Annotated in this window: 24 protein-coding genes and 1 other annotated feature; all 24 genes read left to right on the top strand. The window is 38.3% G+C overall.

The window, feature by feature from the left end; genetic code table 11:
* The first annotated feature begins 143 nt into the window (after window positions 1-143).
* The 24 genes from radA to tuf all read left to right on the top strand — a co-directional run bounded on the left by radA (window position 144) and on the right by tuf (window position 26,348).
* Complete coding sequence (gene radA / locus MUA87_RS11555; RefSeq protein WP_002481315.1) at window positions 144-1,514, top strand: DNA repair protein RadA; 1,371 nt, start codon at window positions 144-146, stop codon at window positions 1,512-1,514.
* Window positions 1,515-1,541: 27 nt separating this feature from the next.
* Window positions 1,542-2,606: a PIN/TRAM domain-containing protein gene (locus MUA87_RS11550; protein ID WP_002481316.1), complete on the top strand. Its 1,065-nt coding sequence runs from the start codon at window positions 1,542-1,544 to the stop codon at window positions 2,604-2,606.
* Between the two features lie 286 nt (window positions 2,607-2,892).
* Entirely contained in the window at window positions 2,893-4,347 is a 1,455-nt protein-coding gene (gltX, locus tag MUA87_RS11545; RefSeq protein WP_002481317.1) for a glutamate--tRNA ligase, read from the top strand.
* A 299-nt stretch (window positions 4,348-4,646) separates the two neighbouring features.
* Window positions 4,647-5,276, top strand: coding sequence for a serine O-acetyltransferase (gene cysE / locus MUA87_RS11540; protein ID WP_172954255.1), 630 nt, complete (start codon window positions 4,647-4,649; stop codon window positions 5,274-5,276).
* Window positions 5,260-6,660: a cysteine--tRNA ligase gene (cysS, locus tag MUA87_RS11535; protein WP_156666397.1), complete on the top strand. Its 1,401-nt coding sequence runs from the start codon at window positions 5,260-5,262 to the stop codon at window positions 6,658-6,660. Before cysE ends, cysS begins: the two co-directional genes overlap by 17 nt.
* Entirely contained in the window at window positions 6,653-7,054 is a 402-nt protein-coding gene (locus tag MUA87_RS11530; RefSeq protein WP_002481320.1) for a Mini-ribonuclease 3, read from the top strand. Before cysS ends, MUA87_RS11530 begins: the two co-directional genes overlap by 8 nt.
* Before the next feature lie 4 nt (window positions 7,055-7,058).
* Complete coding sequence (gene rlmB, locus MUA87_RS11525) at window positions 7,059-7,802, top strand: 23S rRNA (guanosine(2251)-2'-O)-methyltransferase RlmB (protein WP_002481321.1); 744 nt, start codon at window positions 7,059-7,061, stop codon at window positions 7,800-7,802.
* Between the two features lie 3 nt (window positions 7,803-7,805).
* Window positions 7,806-8,336, top strand: a complete 531-nt coding sequence (locus tag MUA87_RS11520; protein ID WP_002481322.1) for an NYN domain-containing protein — start codon at window positions 7,806-7,808, stop codon at window positions 8,334-8,336.
* A 76-nt stretch (window positions 8,337-8,412) separates the two neighbouring features.
* A complete protein-coding gene (locus tag MUA87_RS11515; protein ID WP_060803752.1) occupies window positions 8,413-8,988 on the top strand; it encodes an RNA polymerase sigma factor in 576 nt (191 codons plus the stop codon).
* Between the two features lie 112 nt (window positions 8,989-9,100).
* On the top strand, window positions 9,101-9,244 hold the full coding sequence (gene rpmG / locus MUA87_RS11510; RefSeq protein WP_262550852.1) for a 50S ribosomal protein L33: 144 nt from the start codon (window positions 9,101-9,103) through the stop codon (window positions 9,242-9,244).
* 46 nt (window positions 9,245-9,290) lie between these two features.
* On the top strand, window positions 9,291-9,497 hold the full coding sequence (secE, locus tag MUA87_RS11505; RefSeq protein ID WP_023016303.1) for a preprotein translocase subunit SecE: 207 nt from the start codon (window positions 9,291-9,293) through the stop codon (window positions 9,495-9,497).
* 14 nt (window positions 9,498-9,511) lie between these two features.
* Window positions 9,512-10,060: a transcription termination/antitermination protein NusG gene (nusG, locus tag MUA87_RS11500; RefSeq protein ID WP_002481325.1), complete on the top strand. Its 549-nt coding sequence runs from the start codon at window positions 9,512-9,514 to the stop codon at window positions 10,058-10,060.
* Between the two features lie 152 nt (window positions 10,061-10,212).
* Entirely contained in the window at window positions 10,213-10,635 is a 423-nt protein-coding gene (rplK, locus tag MUA87_RS11495) for a 50S ribosomal protein L11 (RefSeq protein WP_002481326.1), read from the top strand.
* 194 nt (window positions 10,636-10,829) lie between these two features.
* The gene (gene rplA, locus MUA87_RS11490; RefSeq protein WP_002481327.1) at window positions 10,830-11,525 is read left to right on the top strand and encodes a 50S ribosomal protein L1; all 696 of its coding nucleotides are present in this window, start codon (window positions 10,830-10,832) and stop codon (window positions 11,523-11,525) included.
* A 141-nt stretch (window positions 11,526-11,666) separates the two neighbouring features.
* Window positions 11,667-11,812 (top strand) — a sequence feature (ribosomal protein L10 leader region).
* 45 nt (window positions 11,813-11,857) lie between these two features.
* Window positions 11,858-12,361, top strand: a complete 504-nt coding sequence (rplJ, locus tag MUA87_RS11485) for a 50S ribosomal protein L10 (RefSeq protein WP_002481328.1) — start codon at window positions 11,858-11,860, stop codon at window positions 12,359-12,361.
* Between the two features lie 44 nt (window positions 12,362-12,405).
* Window positions 12,406-12,774: a 50S ribosomal protein L7/L12 gene (gene rplL / locus MUA87_RS11480; protein WP_002481329.1), complete on the top strand. Its 369-nt coding sequence runs from the start codon at window positions 12,406-12,408 to the stop codon at window positions 12,772-12,774.
* A 281-nt stretch (window positions 12,775-13,055) separates the two neighbouring features.
* Window positions 13,056-13,661: a class I SAM-dependent methyltransferase gene (locus MUA87_RS11475; protein WP_002481330.1), complete on the top strand. Its 606-nt coding sequence runs from the start codon at window positions 13,056-13,058 to the stop codon at window positions 13,659-13,661.
* A 221-nt stretch (window positions 13,662-13,882) separates the two neighbouring features.
* Entirely contained in the window at window positions 13,883-17,434 is a 3,552-nt protein-coding gene (gene rpoB / locus MUA87_RS11470) for a DNA-directed RNA polymerase subunit beta (protein ID WP_023016305.1), read from the top strand.
* A gap of 197 nt (window positions 17,435-17,631) precedes the next feature.
* The gene (rpoC, locus tag MUA87_RS11465) at window positions 17,632-21,243 is read left to right on the top strand and encodes a DNA-directed RNA polymerase subunit beta' (RefSeq protein WP_226956325.1); all 3,612 of its coding nucleotides are present in this window, start codon (window positions 17,632-17,634) and stop codon (window positions 21,241-21,243) included.
* Window positions 21,244-21,471: 228 nt separating this feature from the next.
* Complete coding sequence (locus MUA87_RS11460; protein ID WP_002481333.1) at window positions 21,472-21,726, top strand: ribosomal L7Ae/L30e/S12e/Gadd45 family protein; 255 nt, start codon at window positions 21,472-21,474, stop codon at window positions 21,724-21,726.
* Between the two features lie 97 nt (window positions 21,727-21,823).
* Window positions 21,824-22,237 (top strand): 30S ribosomal protein S12, encoded by a 414-nt coding sequence (rpsL, locus tag MUA87_RS11455; protein ID WP_002481334.1) that lies wholly within the window; start codon window positions 21,824-21,826, stop codon window positions 22,235-22,237.
* A 70-nt stretch (window positions 22,238-22,307) separates the two neighbouring features.
* Complete coding sequence (gene rpsG, locus MUA87_RS11450) at window positions 22,308-22,778, top strand: 30S ribosomal protein S7 (RefSeq protein ID WP_002481335.1); 471 nt, start codon at window positions 22,308-22,310, stop codon at window positions 22,776-22,778.
* Window positions 22,779-22,890: 112 nt separating this feature from the next.
* Window positions 22,891-24,972, top strand: coding sequence for an elongation factor G (fusA, locus tag MUA87_RS11445; protein WP_002481336.1), 2,082 nt, complete (start codon window positions 22,891-22,893; stop codon window positions 24,970-24,972).
* Between the two features lie 188 nt (window positions 24,973-25,160).
* Window positions 25,161-26,348, top strand: coding sequence for an elongation factor Tu (gene tuf, locus MUA87_RS11440; protein ID WP_002481337.1), 1,188 nt, complete (start codon window positions 25,161-25,163; stop codon window positions 26,346-26,348).
* Window positions 26,349-26,457: the final 109 nt, after the last annotated feature.

The raw sequence follows: 26,457 nt of genomic DNA, 5'->3' as shown, positions 1-26,457 counted from the left end.
GTATGATGTGGTTAAAGATGAGAGTTAGATGATTGTATGAAATGTGTTTTCAGGTTTAGAATAAGAAAGAATCAATGATAGCTTTTAAACCCTAGAGGGTGTAAAATAGATTTGTTTTTCACGAAAAAATAGGTGGTGTAAATTTGGCAAAAAAGAAAGTGACATTTGAATGTATGGCATGTGGTTATCAATCACCGAAATGGATGGGGAAATGTCCGAATTGTGGTGCTTGGAACCAAATGGAAGAAGTTATGACGCAAAAAGAAGCCCCAAGTGGCAGAGGGATGCGTACAAGAGAACAAACAGCTAAAGTAACAAAGTTAAATGATGTCCAACATGAATCTACACCGCGTATCCATACAAGTTCGAGAGAATTTGATCGTGTCTTAGGTGGCGGTATTGTCCAAGGTTCGCTTGTGTTAATCGGTGGGGACCCTGGTATTGGTAAATCGACATTATTACTTCAAATTTGTTCTGCGTTATCTCAAAATAAAAAAGTACTTTATATTACAGGTGAGGAATCACTGAATCAAACGAAATTGCGAGCAGATCGTTTAGAAGAAGATTCAAGTCAATTAAACGTCTTTGCGGAAACAGATTTAGAAGTTATTAAAGAAGCTGTTAAACAAACACAACCAGACTTAGTGGTAGTAGACTCGATTCAAACAGTGTATCATCCGGAAATCAGTTCAGCGCCTGGTTCTGTCTCACAAGTACGAGAAAGTACGCAAATTCTGATGGGGATTGCGAAACAAATGAATATCGCAACCTTTATCGTCGGTCATGTGACGAAAGAAGGACAAATTGCAGGTCCACGTTTATTAGAACATATGGTAGATACGGTACTATATTTCGAAGGGGACGAACATCATGCATATAGAATTCTGCGTGCAGTGAAGAACCGTTTCGGTTCAACGAATGAAATGGGAATCTTCGAAATGAAACATAGCGGTTTGAAAGGAGTTAAGAACCCTTCAGAGATGTTCTTAGAAGAACGTTCAACGAATGTAGCTGGCTCTACAATTGTTCCGACAATGGAAGGTACACGTCCTTTATTAATTGAAGTGCAAGCATTAGTGACACCGACAACATTTAATAACCCAAGACGTATGGCGACTGGTATCGATCATAACCGCTTAAATTTATTAATGGCAGTGTTAGAGAAGAAAGAAAGTTACTTGCTGCAACAACAAGATGCTTATGTCAAAGTTGCAGGCGGCGTGCGTTTAACAGAACCAGCTGTTGATTTAGCAATTATCGCAGCGGTTGCTTCTAGTTTTAAAGACCAACCTATCAACGGCATGGATTGTTTCGTCGGTGAAGTAGGTCTGACAGGAGAAGTACGACGTGTCTCACGTATTGAACAACGTGTTCAAGAAGCAGCGAAATTAGGTTTCAAACGTGTGATTATTCCTAAAACCAATATAGGAGGTTGGGACTTCCCAGATAATATTCAAGTTATCGGTGTAACCAGTGTGCATGAAGCACTGAACTTTGCATTGATGAAAAGCTGATACCACAGAGAGAAAGGAGGCTATCAGATGAATATTGTAAAGACAATTGTCATCATCAGTTATATGATTTTAGGTATCAGTTTGGGGATATTAATCATACCTGATATTGCGCGCGATACAGGTTTTGCAGATACTTATGTATGGCTGACTAATAAATATATTGCTGGCATCATTGGTATGATTATATTCTTTGTTTTATTTGGTTTGTTGATTCCTAAAATCACCAGAGCTTTGCGTAAATTAGAAGGTTTTATTATGCGACACAGCGCAATTGAAATCCTCTTTGCAGCCATAGGTTTGATTATGGGACTTTTTATTTCTGTAATGATCGCATTTATTTTAAATATTATCGGATCATCTTTATTCCTTCATGTTCTTCCTATTATCATTACAGTATTCTTAAGTTATTTAGGTTTTCAATTTGGTTTGAAGAAACGTGATGAGATGTTGGCTTTCTTACCAGAGAAAATGGCACGTTCTGCCTCAACGAATGCTTTACGTGCGAACCCTAAAATTTTAGATACGAGCGCAGTCATTGACGGTCGGATTTTAGAGATAATCAAATGCGGCTTTCTAGATGGAGAGATTTTGATTCCACAAGGTGTAATCAATGAACTGCAAGTGGTCGCAGACTCGACAGATAGTGTGAAAAGAGAAAAAGGACAACGTGGCTTGGATATTTTAAACCAAATTCATGATGCAGATCATCCTTCTCGCATTGTCCATCCGCAGAAGTCTTATAATCATATCGATGCGCTATTGATTAAACTTGCGCATAAATATAAAGCTGATTTAATTACGACCGATTTCAACTTGAATAAGATTTCACGTGTACAAGGTATTAAAGTGTTGAATGTGAATGATTTGTCTGAAGCGGTAAAACCAGCTGTGCGCCAAGGCGACCATATGAATTTATTAATTACTAAGATGGGTAAAGAACCTGGACAAGGTGTCGGCTATTTAGAAGATGGCACTATGGTAGTCATTGATGATGCGAAATCCTTAGTTGGCCAACATGTCAAAATTGAAATTACTAGTATTTTACAAACATCATCTGGACGAATTGTCTTTGCGAAATTAATTCAACAGTGAGCATCCCTTGTTTCACATGGAACAGAAGGGTAAACAGAGTTGATTCGTGTAAGCAAATGGGCTTACCAAATAAGGCTTGTAATGCTACAATAAGTAAGAATGGGTACAGAACTGCCTGGCTATTTATGTCAGTCAAACAGATAGGTCTTATCACTGCTTTTGACCTTGGTTTATCATGAATAATCAAGCACATTCTGAAGTATCACTGTCTCTGAATTATTAGAGATAGTTGAGTTCTCGAACTTTCTTTAATCAATAATCTAAAAATACAGGAGTGAACGAAATAATGAGTGAACGCGTAAGAGTCAGATATGCACCAAGTCCGACTGGTTATTTGCATATCGGAAACGCTAGAACAGCACTATTCAACTATTTATTTGCTAAACACTATGATGGGGACTTTGTCGTACGTATTGAGGATACGGATAAGAAACGTAACTTAGAAGACGGCGAATCTTCTCAATTCAGCAACCTGAAATGGTTAGGTCTTGATTGGGATGAATCTGTAGATAAAGACGGAGGTTATGGTCCGTATCGTCAATCTGAACGTGGTAAATTCTATGATCCTTTAGTAGAACAATTATTAGCAGAAGATAAAGCGTATAAATGTTACATGACTGAAGAAGAATTAGAAGCAGAACGTGAAGGTCAAATCGCACGTGGTGAAACACCTCGTTATGGTGGTAAACACGCACATTTAACAAAAGAAGAACAAGAAGCGTTTGAAGCAGAAGGACGCAAACCTTCAATTCGTTTCCGTGTGCCTAAAGGCAAAGTGTATAAATTTGATGACATGGTTAAAGGTGAAGTGTCATTCGAATCTGATAACATCGGCGACTGGGTTATTGTGAAAAAAGACGGTGTACCGACTTATAACTTTGCGGTAGCTGCAGATGACCATTATATGGAAATCTCAGATGTTATCCGTGGTGATGACCATGTATCAAATACACCAAAACAATTAATGATTTATGAAGCATTCGGTTGGGAACCTCCACGTTTCGGACATATTTCATTGATTGTCAACGAACAACGTAAAAAATTAAGTAAACGTGATGGCCAAATCTTACAATTCATCGAGCAATACCGTGACTTAGGTTACTTGCCAGAAGCATTGTTCAACTTCATCACATTACTTGGTTGGTCACCAGAAGGTGAAGAAGAAATCTTCTCTAAAGAAGAATTCATTAAATTATTCGATGAAAATCGTTTACAAAAATCACCAGCATTCTTCGATAAGAAAAAACTAGCTTGGGTAAACAACCAATATATGAAACAAAAAGACTCAGAAACTGTCTTTGAATTAGCGTTACCTCACTTAATCAATGCAGGGTTGATTCCAGAATCACCTTCAGAAGAAGATTTAGATTGGGGTCGCAAGTTAATTGGTTTATACCAAAAAGAAATGAGTTATGCCGGTGAAATCGTACCGCTTTCTGAAATTTTCTTCAGAGATGAAGTTGCATTAAATGAAGAAGAACAAGAAGTTATCAATGGGGAACAAGTACCTGAATTGATGGAACACTTATATGGCAAACTAGAAGAATTAGAGCCATTTGAAGCGGCTGAAATTAAGAAAACAATTAAAGCTGTACAAAAAGAAACAGGTATCAAAGGTAAACAATTATTTATGCCGATTCGTGTTGCGGTAACAGGCGAAATGCATGGACCGGAATTACCGAATACAATGGAAGTATTAGGTAAAGAAAAGGTATTAAAACGTTTGAAAAAATATCTATAATTTTAGTGGGTAACCTTGCTTGAATTTTCAGCATAAACCACCTATTATTAAAAGTAATTACTACTAAGGATTAGTAGATAATGGTTCAAGTCCAGAGAGTGTGCGGTTGCTGCGAGCACATCTTGAACATTATTGAATGCACCTTGGTTCAGACAATGATAAATACGGGATTTGAGAGAGTATATAAAAATAGTTTTTTTGTATGCTGAAGAAGAGTGGAACCGTGCGAAGCACCTCTGACATTAAGTTGTTAGAGGTGCTTTCGTTATAAATAGGAGGGGAATAACTTGTTTAAAAGAATGAGAGACGATATAAAAATGGTATTCGAACAAGATCCTGCAGCTAAGACATCATTTGAGGTAGTAACAACGTATGCAGGATTGCATGCAGTATGGAATCACTTACTTGCACATAAACTTTATAATAAAAAGCACTACGTGGCTGCACGTATTATTTCACAAATATCACGCTTTTTCACTGGTATTGAAATTCATCCAGGTGCTAAAATCGGCAAACGTTTATTTATCGATCACGGCATGGGTGTGGTCATTGGTGAAACTTGTACGATTGGCGATAACGTTACAATTTATCAAGGTGTCACACTTGGCGGTACTGGCAAAGAAAAAGGTAAACGTCACCCTGACATTGGCGATAATGTCTTAATTGCGGCAGGTTCAAAGATTTTAGGAAATATCAAAGTAGACTCTAATGTCAATATTGGTGCGAACTCAGTTGTATTAACCAATGTACCAAGCTATTCCACAGTTGTCGGTATTCCTGGCCATATCGTGAAACAACATGGTAAACGTATCGGTAAAAACTTTGATCATCTCAACTTACCAGACCCGATTTACGAACAAATGAAACAATTAGAAAAGCAACTAGAGCAAGTGAAGAATGGAGAGATTCAAGATGATTACATTATATAATACATTGACGAGACAGAAAGAACCGTTTAAGCCGATAGAAGAAGGCAAGGTTAAGATGTATGTCTGCGGTCCAACAGTTTATAACTATATTCATATCGGTAATGCACGTCCAGCTATCAACTATGATGTTGTACGTCGTTATTTTGAATATAAAGGTTATGACGTTAATTATGTATCTAACTTTACGGACGTGGATGATAAATTAATCAAACGTTCAAAAGAGTTGAATGAAAGTGTGCAAGAAATCGCTGACCGTTACATTCAAGCTTTTTATGAAGATACAGGTGCGTTGAATGTCAAAAAAGCAACATCTAATCCACGTGTTATGAACCATATGGATGATATCATCACATTTATCCAAAACCTAGTAGAACAAGGTTATGCTTATGAAAGTGAAGGCGATGTTTATTTCAGAACACGTAAGTTTGAAGGATATGGTAAATTAAGTCATCAATCTATTGATGATTTAAAAGTCGGTGCACGTATTGAATCAGGCGAACAAAAAGAAGATGCATTAGACTTCACGTTATGGAAAAAAGCGAAACCTGGAGAAATCAGCTGGGACAGCCCATTCGGCAAAGGACGTCCAGGCTGGCATATCGAGTGCTCAGTGATGGCATATCATGAATTAGGTGAAACGATTGATATCCACGCAGGCGGCAGTGACTTACAATTCCCACACCATGAAAACGAAATTGCACAATCAGAAGCGCATAACCATGCGACATTTGCGAATTACTGGATGCATAATGGTTTCATTAATATCAATAATGAAAAAATGAGTAAGTCATTAGGTAACTTCGTACTTGTACATGACATTATTAAAGAAGTAGACCCTGATGTATTACGTTTCTTTATGATCAGCGTACACTACCGCAGTCCAATCAACTACAACATGGAATTAGTCGAATCTGCGAAAGCTGGTTTAGAACGTATCCGTAATAGTTATCAAGCGATTGAAGAAAGAGAAGCGATTGCTTCAGATATCGAAGATCAATCAGATTATATTGAACAAATTGATGCATTGTTAAAACAATTTGAAACGGTTATGGATGATGACTTCAATACTGCTAATGCGATTACAACTTGGTATGATTTAGCGAAACTTGCGAATAAATATGTGATGGAAAACACAACATCTAAAAAAGTGATTGAACGCTTTAAAGAAGTATTCCAAATCTTCAGCGACGTTTTAGGAGTTCCATTAAAAGGCAAACAACATGATGAATTGTTAGATGAAGACATTGAAGCCTTGATTGAAGAGCGTAATCAAGCGCGTAAAAATAAAGATTATGCACGTGCGGATGAAATCCGTGATGAATTAAAAGCACAAAATATTATCCTTGAAGATACACCGCAAGGCGTGAGATTCAAACGTGGATAATCAAGAAAATATCAAACTGCTGAACCCATTATCTTTAGCATATATGGGGGATGCAGTTTTAGATCAATATGTCAGAACGCATATCATTTTGAAATTGCGTGCAAAACCGAATCGTCTGCATCAACAAGCAAAACGTTTTGTGTCTGCGAAAAGCCAGGCTATTACGTTGGAAAGTTTGATGCAGTCGGATTGGTTTACAGAAGAAGAATTAGAAATTGTGCGCAGAGGGCGTAATGCGAAAAGCCATACAAAAGCGAAAAATACTGACATTCAGACGTATCGTAAAAGCTCTGGTTTGGAAGCGGTGATTGGTTTCTTATATTTAGATCATCAATCAGACCGATTGGAATCATTGCTTGAGCGTATTGTGACTGAAGTCGAAGAAAGGGAGTGAGGATGTGGAAGATTCAGTAATTGTAGGGAGACATGCCGTGAAAGAAGCAATTACTTCTGGGCATCCCATCAACAAGATTTTGATTCAAGATGGCGTGAAAAAGCAACAACTTGATGAAATCTTAAAAAATGCAAAAAAGCAAAAATTGATTGTGCAGACCGTCCCAAAAACGAAATTAGACGGATTAGCTGAAGCACCGCACCAAGGTGTCGCAGCATTGGTTGCACCATATGAATATGTAGAGCTAGATGATTTGCTTGCGAAACTTAAAGCACAAGATCATTTACCAACATTAATGTTACTGGATGGTCTAGAAGACCCGCACAACCTAGGTTCCATTTTAAGAACTGCGGATGCAGCAGGTGTAGATGGTGTCATTATACCGAAACGTCGTTCTGTTGCTTTAACACAAACAGTTGCTAAAGCGTCTGCAGGTGCGATTCAACACATTCCGGTAACACGTGTAACAAACTTATCTCAAACGATGGATAAGTTAAAAGAAGAAGGTTATTGGATTGCAGGGACTGCAGCTGATAACGCAACAGATTACCGTCAAATGAGTGCAGATATGCCACTTGCCATTGTTATCGGTAACGAAGGACATGGTATGAGCCGACTTGTTAAAGAGAAGTGTGATTTTTATATTAAAATCCCTATGGTCGGTCATATTAACAGTTTGAATGCATCTGTTGCCGCAAGCTTAATGATGTATGAAATTTATCGAAAACGTCACCCGGTTGGAGAATAAGCTATGAAGCACAAGGATCGGTATTTAATCATCGACGGTTACAATATGATTGGTCATAGTCGTGCTTTATCAGAATTGGCTAAAGAGAATTTAGAAGAAGCCAGAGAAAAGTTGTTGCTGGCTATCGGCAACTATAAAGCAACTGTGGCAGACGATGTGATATGTGTGTTTGACGCTTATGAACAAGAAGGTAATGAAAGTGAATTTTATTACCACGGGGTACGAACGATTTTCACAAAAGAACATGAAACAGCTGACAGCTTTATAGAACGATTTGTATATGGGTTATATGACAAACATACAACCCATATTGCTGTTGTTACGAGTGATATGAGTGAACAGCACGCCATCTTCGGTACGGGTGCTTATCGTATTTCGTCTCGAGAAATGTGGCAGAACATTAAGTTGAATGAAGCGAGTGTTGAGTCATCAATGAAAACGTTCAATAATAATAAACCTCGAACACGTATCCAACTCACAGATGAAGTATTATCAGAATTTGAAAAAATCAGAAGAGGCGACCAAGAAAAATAAGATTTCTGTACATTGCTTATTTCATCAGCATTCCGCTATGATAAGTTCACTTTTATGAAAGGATCGAACTTACGTAATGCAGAAAACTTCCATACCTCAAGATATTGTCTCTCTTATACATCTTGCACAAATGCATGACGATCACGCGATGCATCAATTACTAGAAGTGTTGCAGCCGTTTATACGCAGTCGGCTGATTCATCCTTCGATTGCACCGCATGATTGTGATGACTTGATACAAGACATCTCCTTAAGAATCAGCAGAAATATTTATCATTTTAAAACGATAGAAACGATTCCGTTTGAACATTATTTCAATCGCTTAGTCAGCACTTCTAAATACGATTATTACAGAAGACAGAAACGGCTGAGATTACAACAAGATTGTCTTGTTCAAGAAGCGGAGTGTAGTTATCGTGCGCAATTGCCATCTGTCGAAGCACAACTCATTTTAAAAGAACGTTCGGAAATTCTGCTTAATTGTTGTAAGAAATTAAGCAAATTAGAGCGAGAAGTAGTACAATATATATTGGATGATTATTCCCCAAGTGAAACAGCACAAGCGATGGATTTAAGTGAAAAGGCGGTTTATAATGCCCTTCATCGTAGTAAAGTGAAGTTACGTAAAATGCAGGAATTATTGGATGCATAATTGCGTTTCGTTACACTTATAGATACAACTTACAATTCACTAGACGTTTGACAATTTGAGGGTTTCTTATGTATAGTTAGTGAGTATTTAATATAGGTAAGGTGAAGGTATTATGAAGAAAGTCCCGCTTAACTGTGAAATTTGCGGCAATAGAAACTATACCGTACCAAAGAACAGCAACCTTGCAGAAAGACTCGTGTTAAAGAAGTATTGCAAAAAGTGCAATGCGCATACAGCACACAAGGAATCGAAGTAATTGCTAAAGGCCAAGATGAAATTATTGATTAATTGGAGGTACGACAATGGCTGAAGATAAAAACAAAAAATCAAAAGCACCAAAAGAGAGTTTCTTCAAAGGCGTTATATCTGAGATGGAGAAAACGAGCTGGCCGACTGGTCAAGAACTCGTGAAATACACAACAATTGTAATTGTTACAGTGTTATTTTTCTTAATCTTCTTCTATGCCTTAGATTTGGGAATCGGTAGATTAATAGAATTAATTAGTTAATGAGGAGTGACAGCATGTCTGAAGAAGTTGGAGCAAAGCGTTGGTATGCCGTGCATACTTACTCTGGCTATGAAAATAAAGTTAAGAAAAATTTAGAAAAACGTGTTGAATCAATGAATATGACAGAACAGATTTTCAGAGTTGTCATACCTGAAGAAGAGGAAACACAAGTTAAAGACGGTAAAGCGAAGAAAATCACGAAAAAAACTTTCCCTGGCTATGTCTTGGTAGAGTTAGTCATGACAGATGAGTCATGGTATGTAGTACGTAATACACCAGGTGTAACAGGATTTGTCGGTTCAGCAGGTGCTGGATCAAAACCTAACCCGCTGTTGCCGGATGAAGTCCGCTTTATTTTAAAACAAATGGGAATGAAAGAAAAAACAATTGATGTTGAAGTCGAAGTTGGAGAACAAGTTCGTATCAAGTCTGGCCCATTTGCCAACCAAGTCGGTGAAGTACAAGAAATCGAAGCAGATAAATTCAAGCTTACAGTATTAGTAGATATGTTTGGCAGAGAAACTCCGGTTGAAGTTGAGTTTGATCAAATCGAAAAATTGTAATTCGAATAGGTGTTGATTTTACAATTTTTCAATGATATAATACTATGGTCGTCCTTTGGAAGAAGGAGGCCATTTCGTCACGAAATGTTTTAAGAGTGGGAGGGCAAAATTGAGCCCTGTGACCACATCACGATATCAAGGAGGTGCACATCGTGGCTAAAAAAGTAGAAAAAGTAGTTAAATTGCAAATTCCTGCAGGTAAAGCGAACCCAGCACCACCAGTTGGTCCAGCATTAGGTCAAGCAGGTGTGAACATTATGGGATTCTGTAAAGAATTCAACGCGAGAACACAAGAACAAGCAGGTTTAATCATTCCGGTAGAAATCAGTGTGTATGAGGATCGCTCATTTACATTCATCACTAAAACTCCACCGGCTCCAGTACTACTTAAAAAAGCAGCTGGCGTTGACAAAGGTTCTGGTGAACCTAACAAAAACAAAGTTGCTACAGTAACTAAAGATCAAGTACGTGAAATCGCTGAAACTAAAATGCCTGACTTAAACGCAGCAGACATCGAAGCAGCAATGCGTATTGTTGAAGGTACTGCTCGTAGTATGGGTATCACTGTAGAATAATAGCGTAAAGATGAGTTTGCTCATCTAACGAAACGAATAACAATCAGAAACGTGAAACAAACATGGCAGATGACAGTAAAGTTAATCCAATGAATAAAAATTGCGAACAGCTCACAAGGTCATCTGCTCTTAACTTGCATAAGCAAGTAATGTGGGAGGACATTCCGCTAAAACCACTAAAGGAGGAAATATAAATGGCTAAAAAAGGTAAAAAGTATCTAGATGCTGCTAAAAAAGTTGACCGTAATACTTATTACGCTGTTGAAGAAGCAATCAGCTTAGCTAAAGAAACTAGCGTTGCAAACTTCGACGCTTCTGTAGAAGTAGCATTCCGTTTAGGTATCGATACTCGTAAAAATGACCAGCAAATCCGTGGTGCAGTAGTATTACCACACGGTACTGGTAAAACACAACGTGTATTAGTATTCGCGAAAGGTGACAAAGCTGCTGAAGCAGAAGCAGCTGGCGCTGATTACGTAGGCGAATCAGAATACGCTAACAAAATCCAACAAGGCTGGTTCGACTTCGATGTAGTTGTAGCTACACCGGACATGATGGGCGAAGTTGGTAAATTAGGTCGTGTATTAGGACCTAAAGGTTTAATGCCTAACCCTAAAACTGGCACAGTAACTATGGATGTTAAAAAAGCGGTTGAAGAAATCAAAGCAGGTAAAGTAGAATACCGTGCTGAGAAAGCTGGTATCGTCCACGCTTCAATCGGTAAAGTATCATTCAGTACTGAGGATTTAGTTGATAACTTCAACACTATCCAAGATGTATTAGCAAAAGCTAAACCAGCTTCAGCTAAAGGTACTTACTTCAAGTCTGTTGCAGTTTCAACTACAATGGGTCCTGGTGTTAAAGTAGATACTTCAAACTTCAAACTATAATATAAATGAAATTTAAGAACTAGAGAAAATGTAAAAGTTGCAAAGTGCCAATCGTATCGATTCATATCTGAGACAGCTGAAAATATTTTCTCTAGTTTTTTTAATTACTTATTGACATATCACATTGAAACAGTTATATTGATAAATGTGATTATTTTACCTAAGACAGTAGGAGTTAGAGATAACTTAAAACTTGATCCTACCGAGGCTAAAATTGACTTGAACGTGAACTATGAAACTTTCAAGCACTTTTTGCCGTAGGGTGAAAGTGCTTTTTTTATTGGGTAAAGCTCAAAAAAAGCACCGAACAAAATATGTATGGAGGTGTCTAAATGTCTGGAATTATTGAAGCGAAAAAACAATTAGTTGAACAAATCGCTGATCAACTTAAAAATTCTGTTTCAACAGTAATCGTAGATTACCGTGGTTTAACAGTAGAAGAAGTAACAGAATTACGTAAACAATTACGTGAAGCTGGTGTTGAGTACAAAGTTTACAAAAACACTATGTTACGTCGTGCTGCTGAACAAGCGGGAATCGAAGGTCTTGACGAATTCTTAACAGGTCCAACAGCTGTTGCAACAACTACTGACGATGTAGTTGCTCCTGCAAAAGTTATCGCTGGATTTGCTAAAGATCACGAAGCTTTAGAAATTAAAACAGGCGTAATGGAAGGTAGCGTTATCTCAGCAGAAGAAGTTAAAACTGTTGGTTCATTACCATCACACGACGGTCTTGTTTCTATGTTACTTTCTGTATTACAAGCTCCTGTACGCAACTTCGCTTATGCGGTTAAAGCAGTTGGAGAATCTAAAGAAGAAGAAAGTGCTGAATAATCAGTACACACAATTAATTATTTAAAAAATGGAGGAAATATATAATGGCTAATCAAGAACAAATCATTGAAGCAATTAAAGAAATGTCAGTATTAGAATTAAATGACTTAGTAAAAGCAATCGAAGAAGAATTTGGTGTAACTGCAGCAGCTCCAGTAGCAGCAGCAGGTGCAGCAGGCGGCGGAGACGCAGCAGCAGAAAAAACTGAATTTGACGTTGAGTTAACTTCAGCTGGTTCATCTAAAATCAAAGTTGTTAAAGCTGTTAAAGACGCAACTGGTTTAGGATTGAAAGACGCTAAAGAATTAGTAGACAACGCTCCTAAAGTAATCAAAGAAGCTTTACCTAAAGAAGAAGCTGAAAAACTTAAAGAAACATTAGAAGAAGTTGGCGCAACTGTAGAATTAAAATAATTCTATTGCCACAGCCAATAACTAAATGAAAAGAGAACGAGGCTAATAACCATTGTTAATGTGTGAAACTTAGTTTCACAGCCTGAATTCTTTGAGAAATGAAAACCCCGTTATTGAGTTAACGGGGTTTTTCTAATGAGTACAACTCATTATAGAACGAAAGGTATTTATAGCAAATGACTGATGAAATGTGTATCCTTAAAGTAAAGGGTAGACTTGTCTTTGTTGAAATGGAAGAGTATACTCGAACAGCTTCTAATGTAAAGTAATGAGGTGTAAGCATGAGTCATTATTATGACAAAGATCCTAAAGTTGAAAGTCATAAAGAGACATTTAAATACCATTATCATCAAAACGAATTGAATCTAGTGACTGATGCAGGTGTATTTTCTAAAGGGAAAATAGACTTTGGCTCAGATTTATTAGTTCGTACGTTTTTAAAAGAACATCCACCAGGACCTAAGAAGACGATTGTTGATGTGGGTTGCGGTTATGGACCGATTGGTTTGATGATTGCGAAAGTATCTCCGCATCACCATGTTATTATGTTGGATGTGAACCACCGAGCACTAGATTTAGCAAAAGAAAATAGTGAGAAAAACCATATTGAAAATGTCACTGTAAAAGAGAGTGATGGTTTAGCTGAAGTTCCGGATAATTCTTGTGACATGATCGTGACGAACCCGCCAATCAGGGCAGGGAAGTCAGTGGTTCATGGCATTTTAGAAGACGCACATGAGAAGTTGAGAGCTGAAGGTGAATTATACGTTGTAATTCAGAAAAAGCAAGGTATGCCTTCGGCGAAAAAGAAGATGGAAGCTGTTTTTGGTAATGTAGAAACCCTAACCAAAGAGAAAGGGTATTACATTTTGAAAAGCAAGCGTTAACCATTGACAACCATATTAATTTCTGATATAGTTATAGAATGTAAAAATTTATGTTCAAGAAGTGTGTACTTTTACGTATAAAATAACAAAGTAAATCTTTAATAACGCAGAATAGAAAATGGTGTCATCGGGTGTGCTGCCGTTTTCTTTTTGTCTTGTTACCGTTTTGTTTATTTTAATATGTAAGAGACATTCGAACAATTTTTGAGGGGTGAATCTGTTTGGCAGGTAAATTTGTCCAATATGGAAGACATCGTAAACGTAGAAATTACGCGAGAATTTCTGAGGTTTTAGAATTACCAAACCTTATTGAAATTCAAACTAAATCTTATGAATGGTTCTTAAAAGAAGGCTTATTAGAAATGTTCCGTGACATTTCTCCAATCGAAGACTTCACAGGCAACCTTTCTTTAGAATTTGTAGATTATAGATTGGGTGAACCGAAATACGATTTAGAGGAATCTAAGAACCGCGACGCAACTTATGCTGCACCTCTTCGTGTCAAAGTGCGTCTTATTAACAAAGAAACAGGAGAAGTGAAAGACCAAGAAGTCTTCATGGGTGATTTCCCATTAATGACTGATACAGGTACTTTCGTGATCAATGGTGCTGAGCGTGTTATTGTATCACAATTAGTTCGTTCTCCATCCGTATACTTCAATGAAAAAATCGATAAAAATGGTCGTGAAAACTATGATGCGACAGTAATTCCTAACCGTGGTGCTTGGTTAGAATTCGAAACTGATGCGAAAGACATCGTTTACGTTCGTATCGATAGAACAAGAAAATTACCATTAACTGTATTATTACGTGCTTTAGGTTATTCAACTGATCAATCAATTATTGATTTATTAGGTGACAACGAATACCTACGTAACACTTTAGAAAAAGATGGTACTGAAAATACAGATCAAGCACTATTAGAAATTTATGAACGTTTACGCCCTGGCGAACCACCTACAGTAGAAAACGCGAAAAGCTTGCTTTACTCTCGTTTCTTCGATCCGAAACGTTATGACTTAGCAAGTGTTGGTCGCTATAAAATGAACAAAAAACTTCATTTGAAACATCGTTTATTCAACCAAAAATTGGCTGAACCGATTGTTAATACTGAAACAGGTGAAATTGTTGCTGAAGAAGGCACAGTTTTAGACCGTCGTAAACTAGACGAAATTATGGATGTTTTAGAATCTAACGCAAACATCGAAGTGGATGAGTTAGATGACAGCATCGTAAACGAACCTGTTGAAACACAATCAATTAAAATTTATGTACCGAATGATGAAGAAGGCCGTACAACAACAGTTATCGGTAATGCATTCCCTGATTCAGAAGTGAAATGTATTACACCAGCTGACATTGTTGCGTCAATGTCTTACTTCTTCAACTTATTGTATGGTGTAGGTCAAACAGATGATATTGACCACTTAGGTAACCGTCGTTTACGTTCAGTAGGCGAATTACTTCAAAACCAATTCAGAATCGGTTTATCAAGAATGGAACGTGTCGTTCGTGAAAGAATGTCTATTCAAGATACAGATTCTATTACACCACAACAACTTATCAACATTCGTCCAGTGATTGCATCTATCAAAGAATTCTTTGGTAGCTCTCAATTATCACAATTCATGGACCAAGCGAACCCATTAGCAGAGTTGACACATAAACGTCGTCTATCTGCACTTGGACCTGGTGGTTTAACACGTGAACGTGCACAAATGGAAGTACGTGACGTGCATTACTCTCACTATGGCCGTATGTGTCCAATCGAGACACCAGAGGGTCCGAACATCGGTTTAATCAACTCATTATCAAGTTATGCGCGTGTTAATGAATTTGGTTTCATTGAAACACCATATCGTAAAGTTGACCATGAGAAAAATGCGGTAACAGATCAAATCGATTACCTTACTGCAGACGAAGAAGACAGCTATGTTGTTGCGCAAGCGAACTCACGTTTAGATGACGAAGGTCGTTTCTTAGACGAAGAAATCGTTTGTCGTTTCCGTGGTAACAACACAACTATGGATAGAGAGAAAATGGACTATATGGACGTTTCTCCTAAACAAGTTGTATCTGCAGCGACAGCATGTATCCCATTCTTAGAAAACGATGACTCTAACCGTGCGTTAATGGGTGCGAACATGCAACGTCAAGCAGTACCATTGATGAACCCTGAATCTCCATTCGTAGGTACAGGTATGGAACATGTGGCTGCACGTGACTCAGGTGCTGCTGTAATCAACAAGCATTTTGGTCGTGTAGAACATGTAGAATCTAATGAAATTAAAGTACGTCGTATTATTGAAGAAGATGGTCAAGAATACGAAGGCGAAGTAGATGCGTATAGATTAGCTAAATTCAAACGTTCTAACTCAGGTACTTGTTATAACCAACGCCCAATTGTTAAAGTCGGCGACGTTGTATCTCAAGGTGAAATCTTAGCAGATGGTCCTTCAATGGAACTTGGTGAGATGGCACTTGGACGTAACGTAGTAGTCGGATTCATGACTTGGGACGGTTATAACTATGAGGATGCTGTTATCATGAGTGAACGTCTTGTTAAAGATGACGTTTATACTTCTATTCATATTGAAGAATATGAATCTGAAGCACGTGATACAAAACTTGGACCTGAAGAAATTACACGTGACATTCCTAACGTTGCTGAAAGCGCACTTAAAAACTTAGATGAACGCGGTATCGTTTATGTAGGTGCAGAAGTGAAAGATGGCGACATCTTAGTTGGTAAAGTAACACCTAAAGGTGTAACTGAATTAACTGCTGAGGAACGTTTATTACACGCAATCTTCGGTGAAAAAGCACGTGAAGTTCGTGATACGTCATTACGTGTACCACATGGTGCAGGCGGTATCGTACTAGATGTCAAAGTCTTCAATCGTGAAGATGGCGATGATTCATTATCTCCAGGTGTAAACCAATTAGTACGTGTTTACATCGTTCAAAAACGTAAAATCCACGTTGGGGATAAAATGTGCGGTCGTCACGGTAACAAAGGGGTTATCTCTAAGATTGTTCCTGAAGAAGATATGCCTTACTTACCAGACGGCACACCAATCGATATCATGTTAAACCCACTAGGTGTACCATCACGTATGAACATCGGACAAGTACTTGAATTACACTTAGGTATGGCGGCTAAAAACTTAGGAATCCATGTAGCTTCACCAGTATTCGATGGTGCCAACGATGATGATGTATGGTCTACGATCGAAGAAGCAGGTATGGCAAGAGATGGTAAAACTGTTTTATATGATGGACGTACAGGTGAACCATTCGATAACCGTATCTCTGTTGGTGTAATGTACATGTTGAAACTTGCACACATGGTTGACGACAAATTACATGCGCGTTCAACTGGACCATACTCACTTGTTACACAACAACCACTTGGTGGTAAAGCACAATTCGGTGGACAACGTTTCGGTGAGATGGAGGTATGGGCACTTGAAGCTTATGGTGCTGCATACACATTGCAAGAAATCCTAACTTATAAATCTGATGACACTGTAGGTCGTGTAAAAACTTATGAAGCGATCGTTAAAGGTGAAAACATCTCTAGACCAAGTGTTCCGGAATCATTCCGCGTATTGATGAAAGAATTACAAAGTTTAGGTCTTGATGTTAAAGTCATGGATGAAAATGATAAAGAAATTGAAATGTCAGATATGGATGAAGACGATGTGCACGATCATAAAGTAAACATCCAACAATCTTCAATTCCTGAATCACAAAAAGAAACAACTGACTAATTCATTTCGGTGTTCAATAAGCAAATAGCGTAATGTTAAAAATTCAAATATTGTAAGGCTGCATTAGGCAATGTATTGCATTGCCTTTATGCACCTTTAATATTTTTCAATTTATTGATCATTTATCAATCAAATAGCACAGCTAATCTAAATTGAAGGAGGTAGGCTCCTTGATTGATGTAAATAATTTCCATTATATGAAAATCGGCCTTGCTTCACCTGAAAAGATTCGTTCATGGTCATACGGTGAAGTTAAGAAACCTGAAACAATCAACTATCGTACTTTAAAACCTGAAAAAGATGGTTTATTCTGTGAAAGAATTTTCGGACCTACAAAAGACTGGGAATGTAGTTGCGGTAAGTACAAACGTGTACGTTATAAAGGCATGGTTTGTGACCGTTGCGGCGTTGAAGTAACGAAATCAAAAGTACGTCGTGAAAGAATGGGCCACATTGAACTTGCGGCACCAGTTTCACACATTTGGTACTTCAAAGGTATCCCAAGTCGTATGGGTCTACTATTAGATATGTCTCCAAGATCACTTGAAGAAGTTATCTACTTCGCATCATATGTTGTGGTTGATCCAGGCCCAACAGGTCTTGAGAAAAAATCATTACTTTCTGAAGCAGAATTCAGAGACTATTATGATAAATTCCCTGGTCAATTCGTAGCGAAAATGGGTGCTGAAGGTATTAAAGACCTATTATCTGAAATTGACTTAGATGAAGAGTTGAAAGACTTACGTACTGAATTAGAATCAGCAACTGGACAAAGATTGACTCGTGCAATCAAACGTTTAGAAGTTGTTGAATCATTCAGAAACTCTGGTAACGAACCTTCATGGATGATTTTGGATGTACTTCCAATTATCCCACCAGAAATCCGTCCAATGGTTCAATTAGACGGCGGACGTTTTGCGACAAGTGACTTGAACGACTTATACCGTCGTGTTATCAACCGTAATAACCGTTTGAAACGTTTATTAGACTTAGGTGCGCCTGGTATTATCGTTCAAAACGAAAAACGTATGTTGCAAGAAGCAGTAGACGCATTAATCGATAATGGTCGTCGTGGCCGTCCAGTAACTGGTCCAGGTAACCGTCCATTAAAATCACTTTCACATATGTTGAAAGGTAAACAAGGTCGTTTCCGTCAAAACTTATTAGGTAAACGTGTTGACTACTCTGGTCGTTCTGTTATCGCAGTAGGTCCAGGACTTAAAATGTATCAATGTGGTCTACCTAAAGAAATGGCGTTAGAATTATTCAAACCTTTCGTAATGAAAGAATTAGTTCAACGCGAAATTGCGACAAATATCAAAAATGCGAAAAGCAAAATTGAACGTATGGAAGATGAAGTATGGGATGTTTTAGAAGACGTTATCAAAGAACACCCAGTACTCCTTAACCGTGCTCCAACATTGCACAGACTAGGTATCCAAGCGTTCGAACCAACATTAGTTGAAGGCCGTGCGATTCGTTTACATCCATTGGTAACAACAGCTTATAACGCTGACTTCGATGGTGACCAAATGGCCGTTCACGTACCTTTATCTAAAGAAGCACAAGCAGAAGCACGTATGTTAATGCTTGCAGCTCAAAACATCTTGAACCCTAAAGATGGTAAACCAGTTGTTACACCATCACAAGATATGGTACTTGGTAACTATTACCTTACTTTAGAACGTAAAGATGCAGTGAATACAGGTGCAATCTTTAACGATGCAAATGAAGTATTGAAAGCATACCAAAATGGTTATGTACACTTGCATACACGTATTGGTGTACATGCAGGTTCATTCAATAACCCTACATTCACTGAAGAACAAAATCGTAAGATCTTGACGACAACTGTCGGTAAAGTAATCTTTAACGAAATCATTCCGGATTCATTTGCTTATATTAATGAACCGTCTCAAACAAACTTAGAAGATAAAACACCTGATAAATACTTCGTCAGCGCAAGCGAATTAGGCGAAGGCGGCTTAAAAGCATACTTTGAAGACCAAGAACTTGTTGAACCATTCAACAAAAAATTCTTAGGAAATATCATTGCAGAAGTGTTCAATCGCTTCAGCATTACTGATACATCAATGATGCTTGACCGTATGAAAGACTTAGGTTTCAAATACTCTTCTAAAGCAGGTATCACTGTTGGTGTATCTGACATCGTGGTATTACCTGATAAACAAGAAATCTTAGATGAACACGAAAAATTAGTTGAACGTGTTCAAAAACAATATAACCGTGGTTTAATCACTGAAGAAGAACGTTACAATGCTGTCGTTGAAATTTGGACAGATGCTAAGGATGAAATTCAAGGTAAATTGATGAAATCCCTAGAAAAAACGAACCCAATCTTCATGATGAGTGACTCTGGTGCTCGTGGTAACGCATCTAACTTTACTCAGTTAGCTGGTATGCGTGGTCTGATGGCCGCACCATCTGGTAAAATCATCGAGTTACCAATCACATCTTCATTCCGTGAAGGTTTAACAGTGTTAGAGTACTTCATCTCTACTCACGGTGCGCGTAAAGGTCTTGCCGATACAGCACTTAAAACTGCCGATTCAGGTTACCTTACTCGTCGTCTTGTTGACGTTGCGCAAGATGTTATCGTTCGTGAAGAAGATTGCGGAACTGACCGTGGTCTACTTGTATCTGACATCAAAGAAGGTACAGAAATGATCGAACCATTCATCGAGCGTATTGAAGGCCGTTACTCTAAAGAAACGGTACGTCATCCAGAAACTGATGAAGTTCTTGTGAAACCAGATCAATTGATTACACCAGAAATCGCAAAACGCATCACTGATGCAGGCATTGAACAAATGTACATCCGTTCAGCATTTACATGTAATACACGTCATGGTGTATGTGAAAAATGTTACGGTAAAAACCTTGCGACTGGTGAAAAAGTTGAAGTGGGTGAAGCGGTTGGTACAATCGCAGCACAATCTATCGGTGAACCAGGTACACAGCTTACAATGCGTACCTTCCATACAGGTGGGGTAGCCGGAAGCGATATCACTCAAGGTCTTCCACGTATCCAAGAGATCTTCGAAGCACGTAACCCTAAAGGTCAAGCAGTTATTACTGACATTGAAGGTACAGTCGAAGACATCAAACTTGCGAAAGACCGTCAACAAGAAATCGTGATCAAAGGTGCTAACGAAACAAGATCTTATCTTGCTTCAGGTACTTCACGTCTTAAAGTTGAAAAAGGCCAACACGTTGAACGCGGTGAAGTCTTAACTGAAGGTTCTATCGAACCTAAGAACTACTTATCAGTAGCAGGCTTAAATGCGACAGAAAGCTACTTGCTTAAAGAAGTTCAAAAAGTTTACCGTATGCAAGGTGTAGAAATCGACGATAAACACGTTGAGGTTATGGTTCGTCAAATGTTACGTAAAGTACGTATCATTGAAGCTGGTGATACAAAACTATTACCAGGTTCATTAGTAGACATCCACAACTTTACAGATGCAAACAGAGAAGCATTCAAAGACCGTAAACGTCCAGCAACTGCAAAACCAGTATTGCTTGGTATTACGAAAGCGTCTCTTGAAACAGAAAGCTTCTTATCAGCAGCATCATTCCAAGAAACAACTCGTGTTCTTACAGATGCAGCCATCAAAGGTAAACGCGATGACTTACTTGGTCTTAAAGAGAACGTTATTATCGGTAAATTGATTCCTGCAGGTACAGGTATGAGACGTTATAGCGAAGCTAAATACGAAAAACATATCGACCCTCAAGTGAAAGAAGCAGTTGAGGAACTTGCAGCGGATACAAATACACCGCAATAATAAACTTTAGATTATAAATCAGCCAATACCACTTTCTGAATTAGAAAGCCGGTATTGGCTTTTCTATTCTTTGAAATACAGAGAGGATTAAGGATATCTGTTGAAATTTTCACCGAATTTGTTATCATTAAAAAAGTCAGCATTATATTAAATAATTGTGTTGACGCAACCTATGGAAAGTGTTACTATTATAAAGGTTGATGCAAGCAGAACTTTGGAGGATAATCAATGTCTAATGAAAAAGTTGCACGCTTAAACAAACACCATAAGGTTGTTGGTTTGAAAGAGACGCTCAAAGCTCTCAAGAAGAACCAAGTTACATCATTGATTATTGCTCAAGACGTTGAAGTTTATTTGCTGTCAGACGTGTTAAGTAAGATCAATCATAGCGATATTCCTGTTTCATTTTTCGAAAGTAAAAAAGCTTTAGGAGAATATGCAGGTATCAACGTAGATGCAGCAGTCGTTGCTCTATTGAAATGAGAATTAGTAAGTAATTGCGCTTACTAAATTTTATTTAACCTAAAAATGAACCACCTGGATGTGTGGGATTATAAAACAGGAGAGGAGGACATCTTAAATGCCTACTATTAACCAATTAGTACGTAAACCAAGAAAAAGCAAAGCTAAGAAATCAGATTCACCAGCTTTGAACAAAGGTTTTAACAGTATGAGAAAACAATTTACTGACTTGAACTCACCACAAAAACGTGGCGTATGTACTCGTGTTGGTACAATGACACCTAAAAAACCTAACTCAGCGTTACGTAAATATGCTCGTGTTCGTTTATCAAACAACATCGAAGTAAACGCATATATCCCTGGTATCGGCCATAACTTACAAGAACACAGTGTTGTACTTGTACGTGGAGGTCGTGTAAAAGACTTACCTGGTGTGCGTTACCATATCGTTCGTGGTGCACTTGATACTTCAGGTGTAGAAGGTCGTATGCAAAGCCGTTCATTATACGGTACAAAACGTCCTAAAAAATAAGTTTAAGATTACGTAAATTTTCGAGATAAATTTTGAGATTATACTATAATATGAAGGGAGGACTCTGATTATGCCTCGTAAAGGATCAGTACCAAAAAGAGACGTCTTACCAGATCCAATTCACAACTCTAAGTTAGTGACTAAATTGATTAACAAAATCATGTTAGATGGTAAGCGCGGAACAGCTCAAAGAATTCTTTATTCAGCATTTGACCTTGTACAAGAACGCAGTGGTCGTGATGCAATGGAAGTATTCGATGAAGCAATTAACAATATCATGCCAGTATTAGAAGTTAAAGCACGCCGTGTAGGTGGCTCTAACTATCAAGTACCTGTAGAAGTACGTCCAGAGCGTCGTACGACTTTAGGTTTACGTTGGTTAGTTAACTATTCACGTCTTCGTGGTGAAAAAACTATGGAAGAACGTTTAGCTAACGAAATCTTAGATGCAGCTAACAATACAGGTGGCGCAGTTAAGAAACGTGAAGATGTACACAAAATGGCTGAAGCGAACAAAGCATTCGCTCATTACCGCTGGTAAGATTCAAGGTTTAACCCTGAGCGTGTTCAAATGGTATATTCCAAGGCATGCTTAGGGCATCGCCATATTCAAAGTATTTACTCAAGTAATTACTGGAAGGAGAAAAAATACAATGGCTAGAGACTTTTCTTTGGAAAAAACTCGTAACATTGGTATCATGGCCCACATTGACGCTGGTAAAACAACTACAACTGAACGTATCTTGTTTTACACAGGTCGTATCCACAAAATTGGTGAAACTCACGATGGTGGGGCACAAATGGACTGGATGGAACAAGAACAAGACCGTGGTATCACAATCACATCAGCAGCAACAACTGCACAATGGCATGATTACCGTGTCAACATTATCGATACACCAGGACACGTAGACTTCACAGTTGAGGTTGAACGTTCATTACGTGTACTTGACGGTGCGGTTACAGTACTTGATGCTCAATCAGGTGTTGAACCACAAACTGAAACAGTTTGGCGTCAAGCTACAACTTATGGAGTTCCTCGTATCGTATTCGTAAACAAAATGGACAAAATCGGTGCGAACTTCGAATACGCAGTAAGCACTTTACATGATCGTTTGGATGCAAACGCTCAAGCTGTTCAATTACCAATCGGTGCTGAAGACGAATTCGAAGCAATCATTGACTTAGTTACAATGAAATGTTTCCAATACAATGGTGAATTCGGTGAAGAAGTCGTAGAAATCGAAATTCCAGAAGACTACAAAGCGAAAGCAGCTGAAGCTCGCGAAACATTAATCGAATCAGTTGCAGAAGTTAACGAAGACTTAATGGAAAAATATCTTGAAGGTGAAGAAATTTCAGTTGACGAATTGAAAGCAGCAATCCGTCAAGCTACTTTAGATATCGAATTCTACCCAGTACTTTGCGGTACTGCATTCAAAAACAAAGGTGTTCAATTAATGCTTGACGCTGTAATTGATTACCTACCATCACCATTAGATGTTAAACCAATCATTGGTCACCGTGCTAGCAATCCTGATGAAGAAATCGTTGCTAGAGCAGATGATGATGCAGAATTCGCTGCATTAGCATTCAAAGTTATGACTGACCCTTACGTTGGTAAATTAACATTCTTCCGTGTGTACTCAGGTACTATGAACTCTGGTTCATACGTGAAAAACTCTACTAAAGACAAACGTGAACGTGTAGGTCGTTTACTACAAATGCACGCGAACACTCGTAAAGAAATCAGCACAGTTTACTCAGGCGATATCGCAGCTGCGGTAGGTCTTAAAGAAACTGGTACTGGTGACACTTTATGTGGTGAGAAAAATGACATTATCTTGGAATCAATGGAATTCCCAGAACCTGTTATTCACTTGTCAGTAGAACCAAAATCTAAAGCTGACCAAGATAAAATGACTCAAGCTTTAGTTAAATTACAAGAAGAAGACCCAACATTCCATGCACACACTGATGAAGAAACTGGACAAGTTATCATCGGCGGTATGGGTGAGCTTCACTTAGACATTCTTGTAGACCGTATGAAAAAAGAATTTAACGTTGAAGCTAACGTTGGTGCGCCAATGGTTTCATACCGTGAAACATTCAAAACACCAGCTAAAGTTCAAGGTAAATTCTCTCGTCAATCTGGTGGTCGTGGTCAATACGGTGATGTTCACATTGAATTCACACCAAACGAAGTTGGCGCAGGATTCGAATTCGAAAACGCTATCGTTGGTGGTGTAGTTCCACGTGAATACATTCCATCAGTTGAAGCTGGTCTTAAAGATGCTATGGAAAACGGTGTATTAGCTGGTTACCCATTAATCGACGTTAAAGCTAAACTTTACGATGGTTCTTACCATGATGTCGATTCATCTGAAATGGCCTTCAAAATCGCTGCTTCATTAGCACTTAAAGAAGCTGCTAAAGTTGCAGATCCAGTAATCTTAGAACCAATGATGAAAGTTGAAATCTTAATGCCTGAAGAATACATGGGTGACATCATGGGTGACGTAACAGCTCGTCGTGGACGTGTTGATGGTATGGAACCTCGTGGTAACGCTCAAATGGTTCGTGCATTCGTACCACTTTCAGAAATGTTCGGTTACGCAACTTCATTACGTTCTAACACTCAAGGTCGCGGTACTTACACTATGTACTTCGATCACTATGAAGAAGTACCTAAATCAATTTCTGAAGAAATCATCAAGAAAAATAAAGGTGAATAATTAAATTCCCTTTAGGAACTTGCACAAGAACTGACTTGACAGGTCTCCTGAATTGATTTTTTGCGGAAAATGCTTTATAAAGGAATTAGTCCTTTATACAACTTAACAATAAAGCTCTCATGATGGTGAGAAACTATCATGAGAGATAATTTAAATAACTTTTTAACAAGAAGAGGAGAGATTTCATAATGGCTAAAGAAAAATTCGATCGCTCAAAAGAACATGCCAATATTGGTACTATCGGTCACGTTGACCATGGTAAAACAACATTAACAGCTGCAATCGCAACTGTATTAGCAAAAAATGGTGACACTGTAGCACAATCATACGACATGATTGACAACGCTCCAGAAGAAAAAGAACGTGGTATTACAATCAATACTTCACACATCGAGTATCAAACTGACAAACGTCACTATGCTCACGTTGACTGCCCAGGACACGCTGACTATGTTAAAAACATGATCACTGGTGCTGCTCAAATGGACGGCGGTATCTTAGTAGTATCTGCTGCAGATGGTCCAATGCCACAAACTCGTGAACACATCTTATTATCACGTAACGTTGGTGTACCAGCTTTAGTTGTATTCTTAAACAAAGCTGACATGGTTGACGACGAAGAATTATTAGAATTAGTTGAAATGGAAGTTCGTGACTTATTATCTGAATACGACTTCCCTGGTGACGATGTACCAGTTATCGTTGGTTCTGCATTAAAAGCTTTAGAAGGCGACCCAGAATACGAACAAAAAATCTTAGACTTAATGCAAGCTGTAGATGACTACATCCCAACTCCAGAACGTGACTCTGATAAACCATTCATGATGCCAGTTGAGGACGTATTCTCAATCACTGGTCGTGGTACTGTAGCAACAGGCCGTGTTGAACGTGGTCAAATCAAAGTCGGTGAAGAAGTTGAAATCATCGGTATCACTGAAGAAAGCAAGAAAACAACAGTTACAGGTGTAGAAATGTTCCGTAAATTATTAGACTACGCTGAAGCTGGTGACAACATCGGTGCTTTATTACGTGGTGTTGCACGTGAAGACGTACAACGTGGACAAGTATTAGCAGCTCCTGGCTCTATTACTCCACACACAAAATTCAAAGCTGATGTTTACGTTTTATCTAAAGAAGAAGGTGGACGTCATACTCCATTCTTCACTAACTACCGCCCACAATTCTACTTCCGTACTACTGACGTAACTGGCGTTGTTCACTTACCAGAAGGTACTGAAATGGTTATGCCTGGCGATAACGTAGAAATGACTGTTGAATTAATCGCTCCAATCGCGATTGAAGACGGTACTCGTTTCTCTATCCGTGAAGGTGGACGTACTGTAGGATCAGGCGTTGTTACTGAAATCCAAGCATAATTTCGACTTAACTTAAGTTGATTTTTAATAGAGAGCTCCTCTTGTGAGGGGCTCTTTTTTTACATATTTTTCTATTGATATGCTCTAGTCGTGTGTTGTTTAACATAAA

This window comes from Staphylococcus simulans (genome assembly GCF_025561465.1).
GTDB classification, from domain to species: Bacteria; Bacillota; Bacilli; order Staphylococcales; family Staphylococcaceae; genus Staphylococcus; species Staphylococcus simulans.
This window is presented reverse-complemented; position numbering and strand designations above follow the sequence as displayed.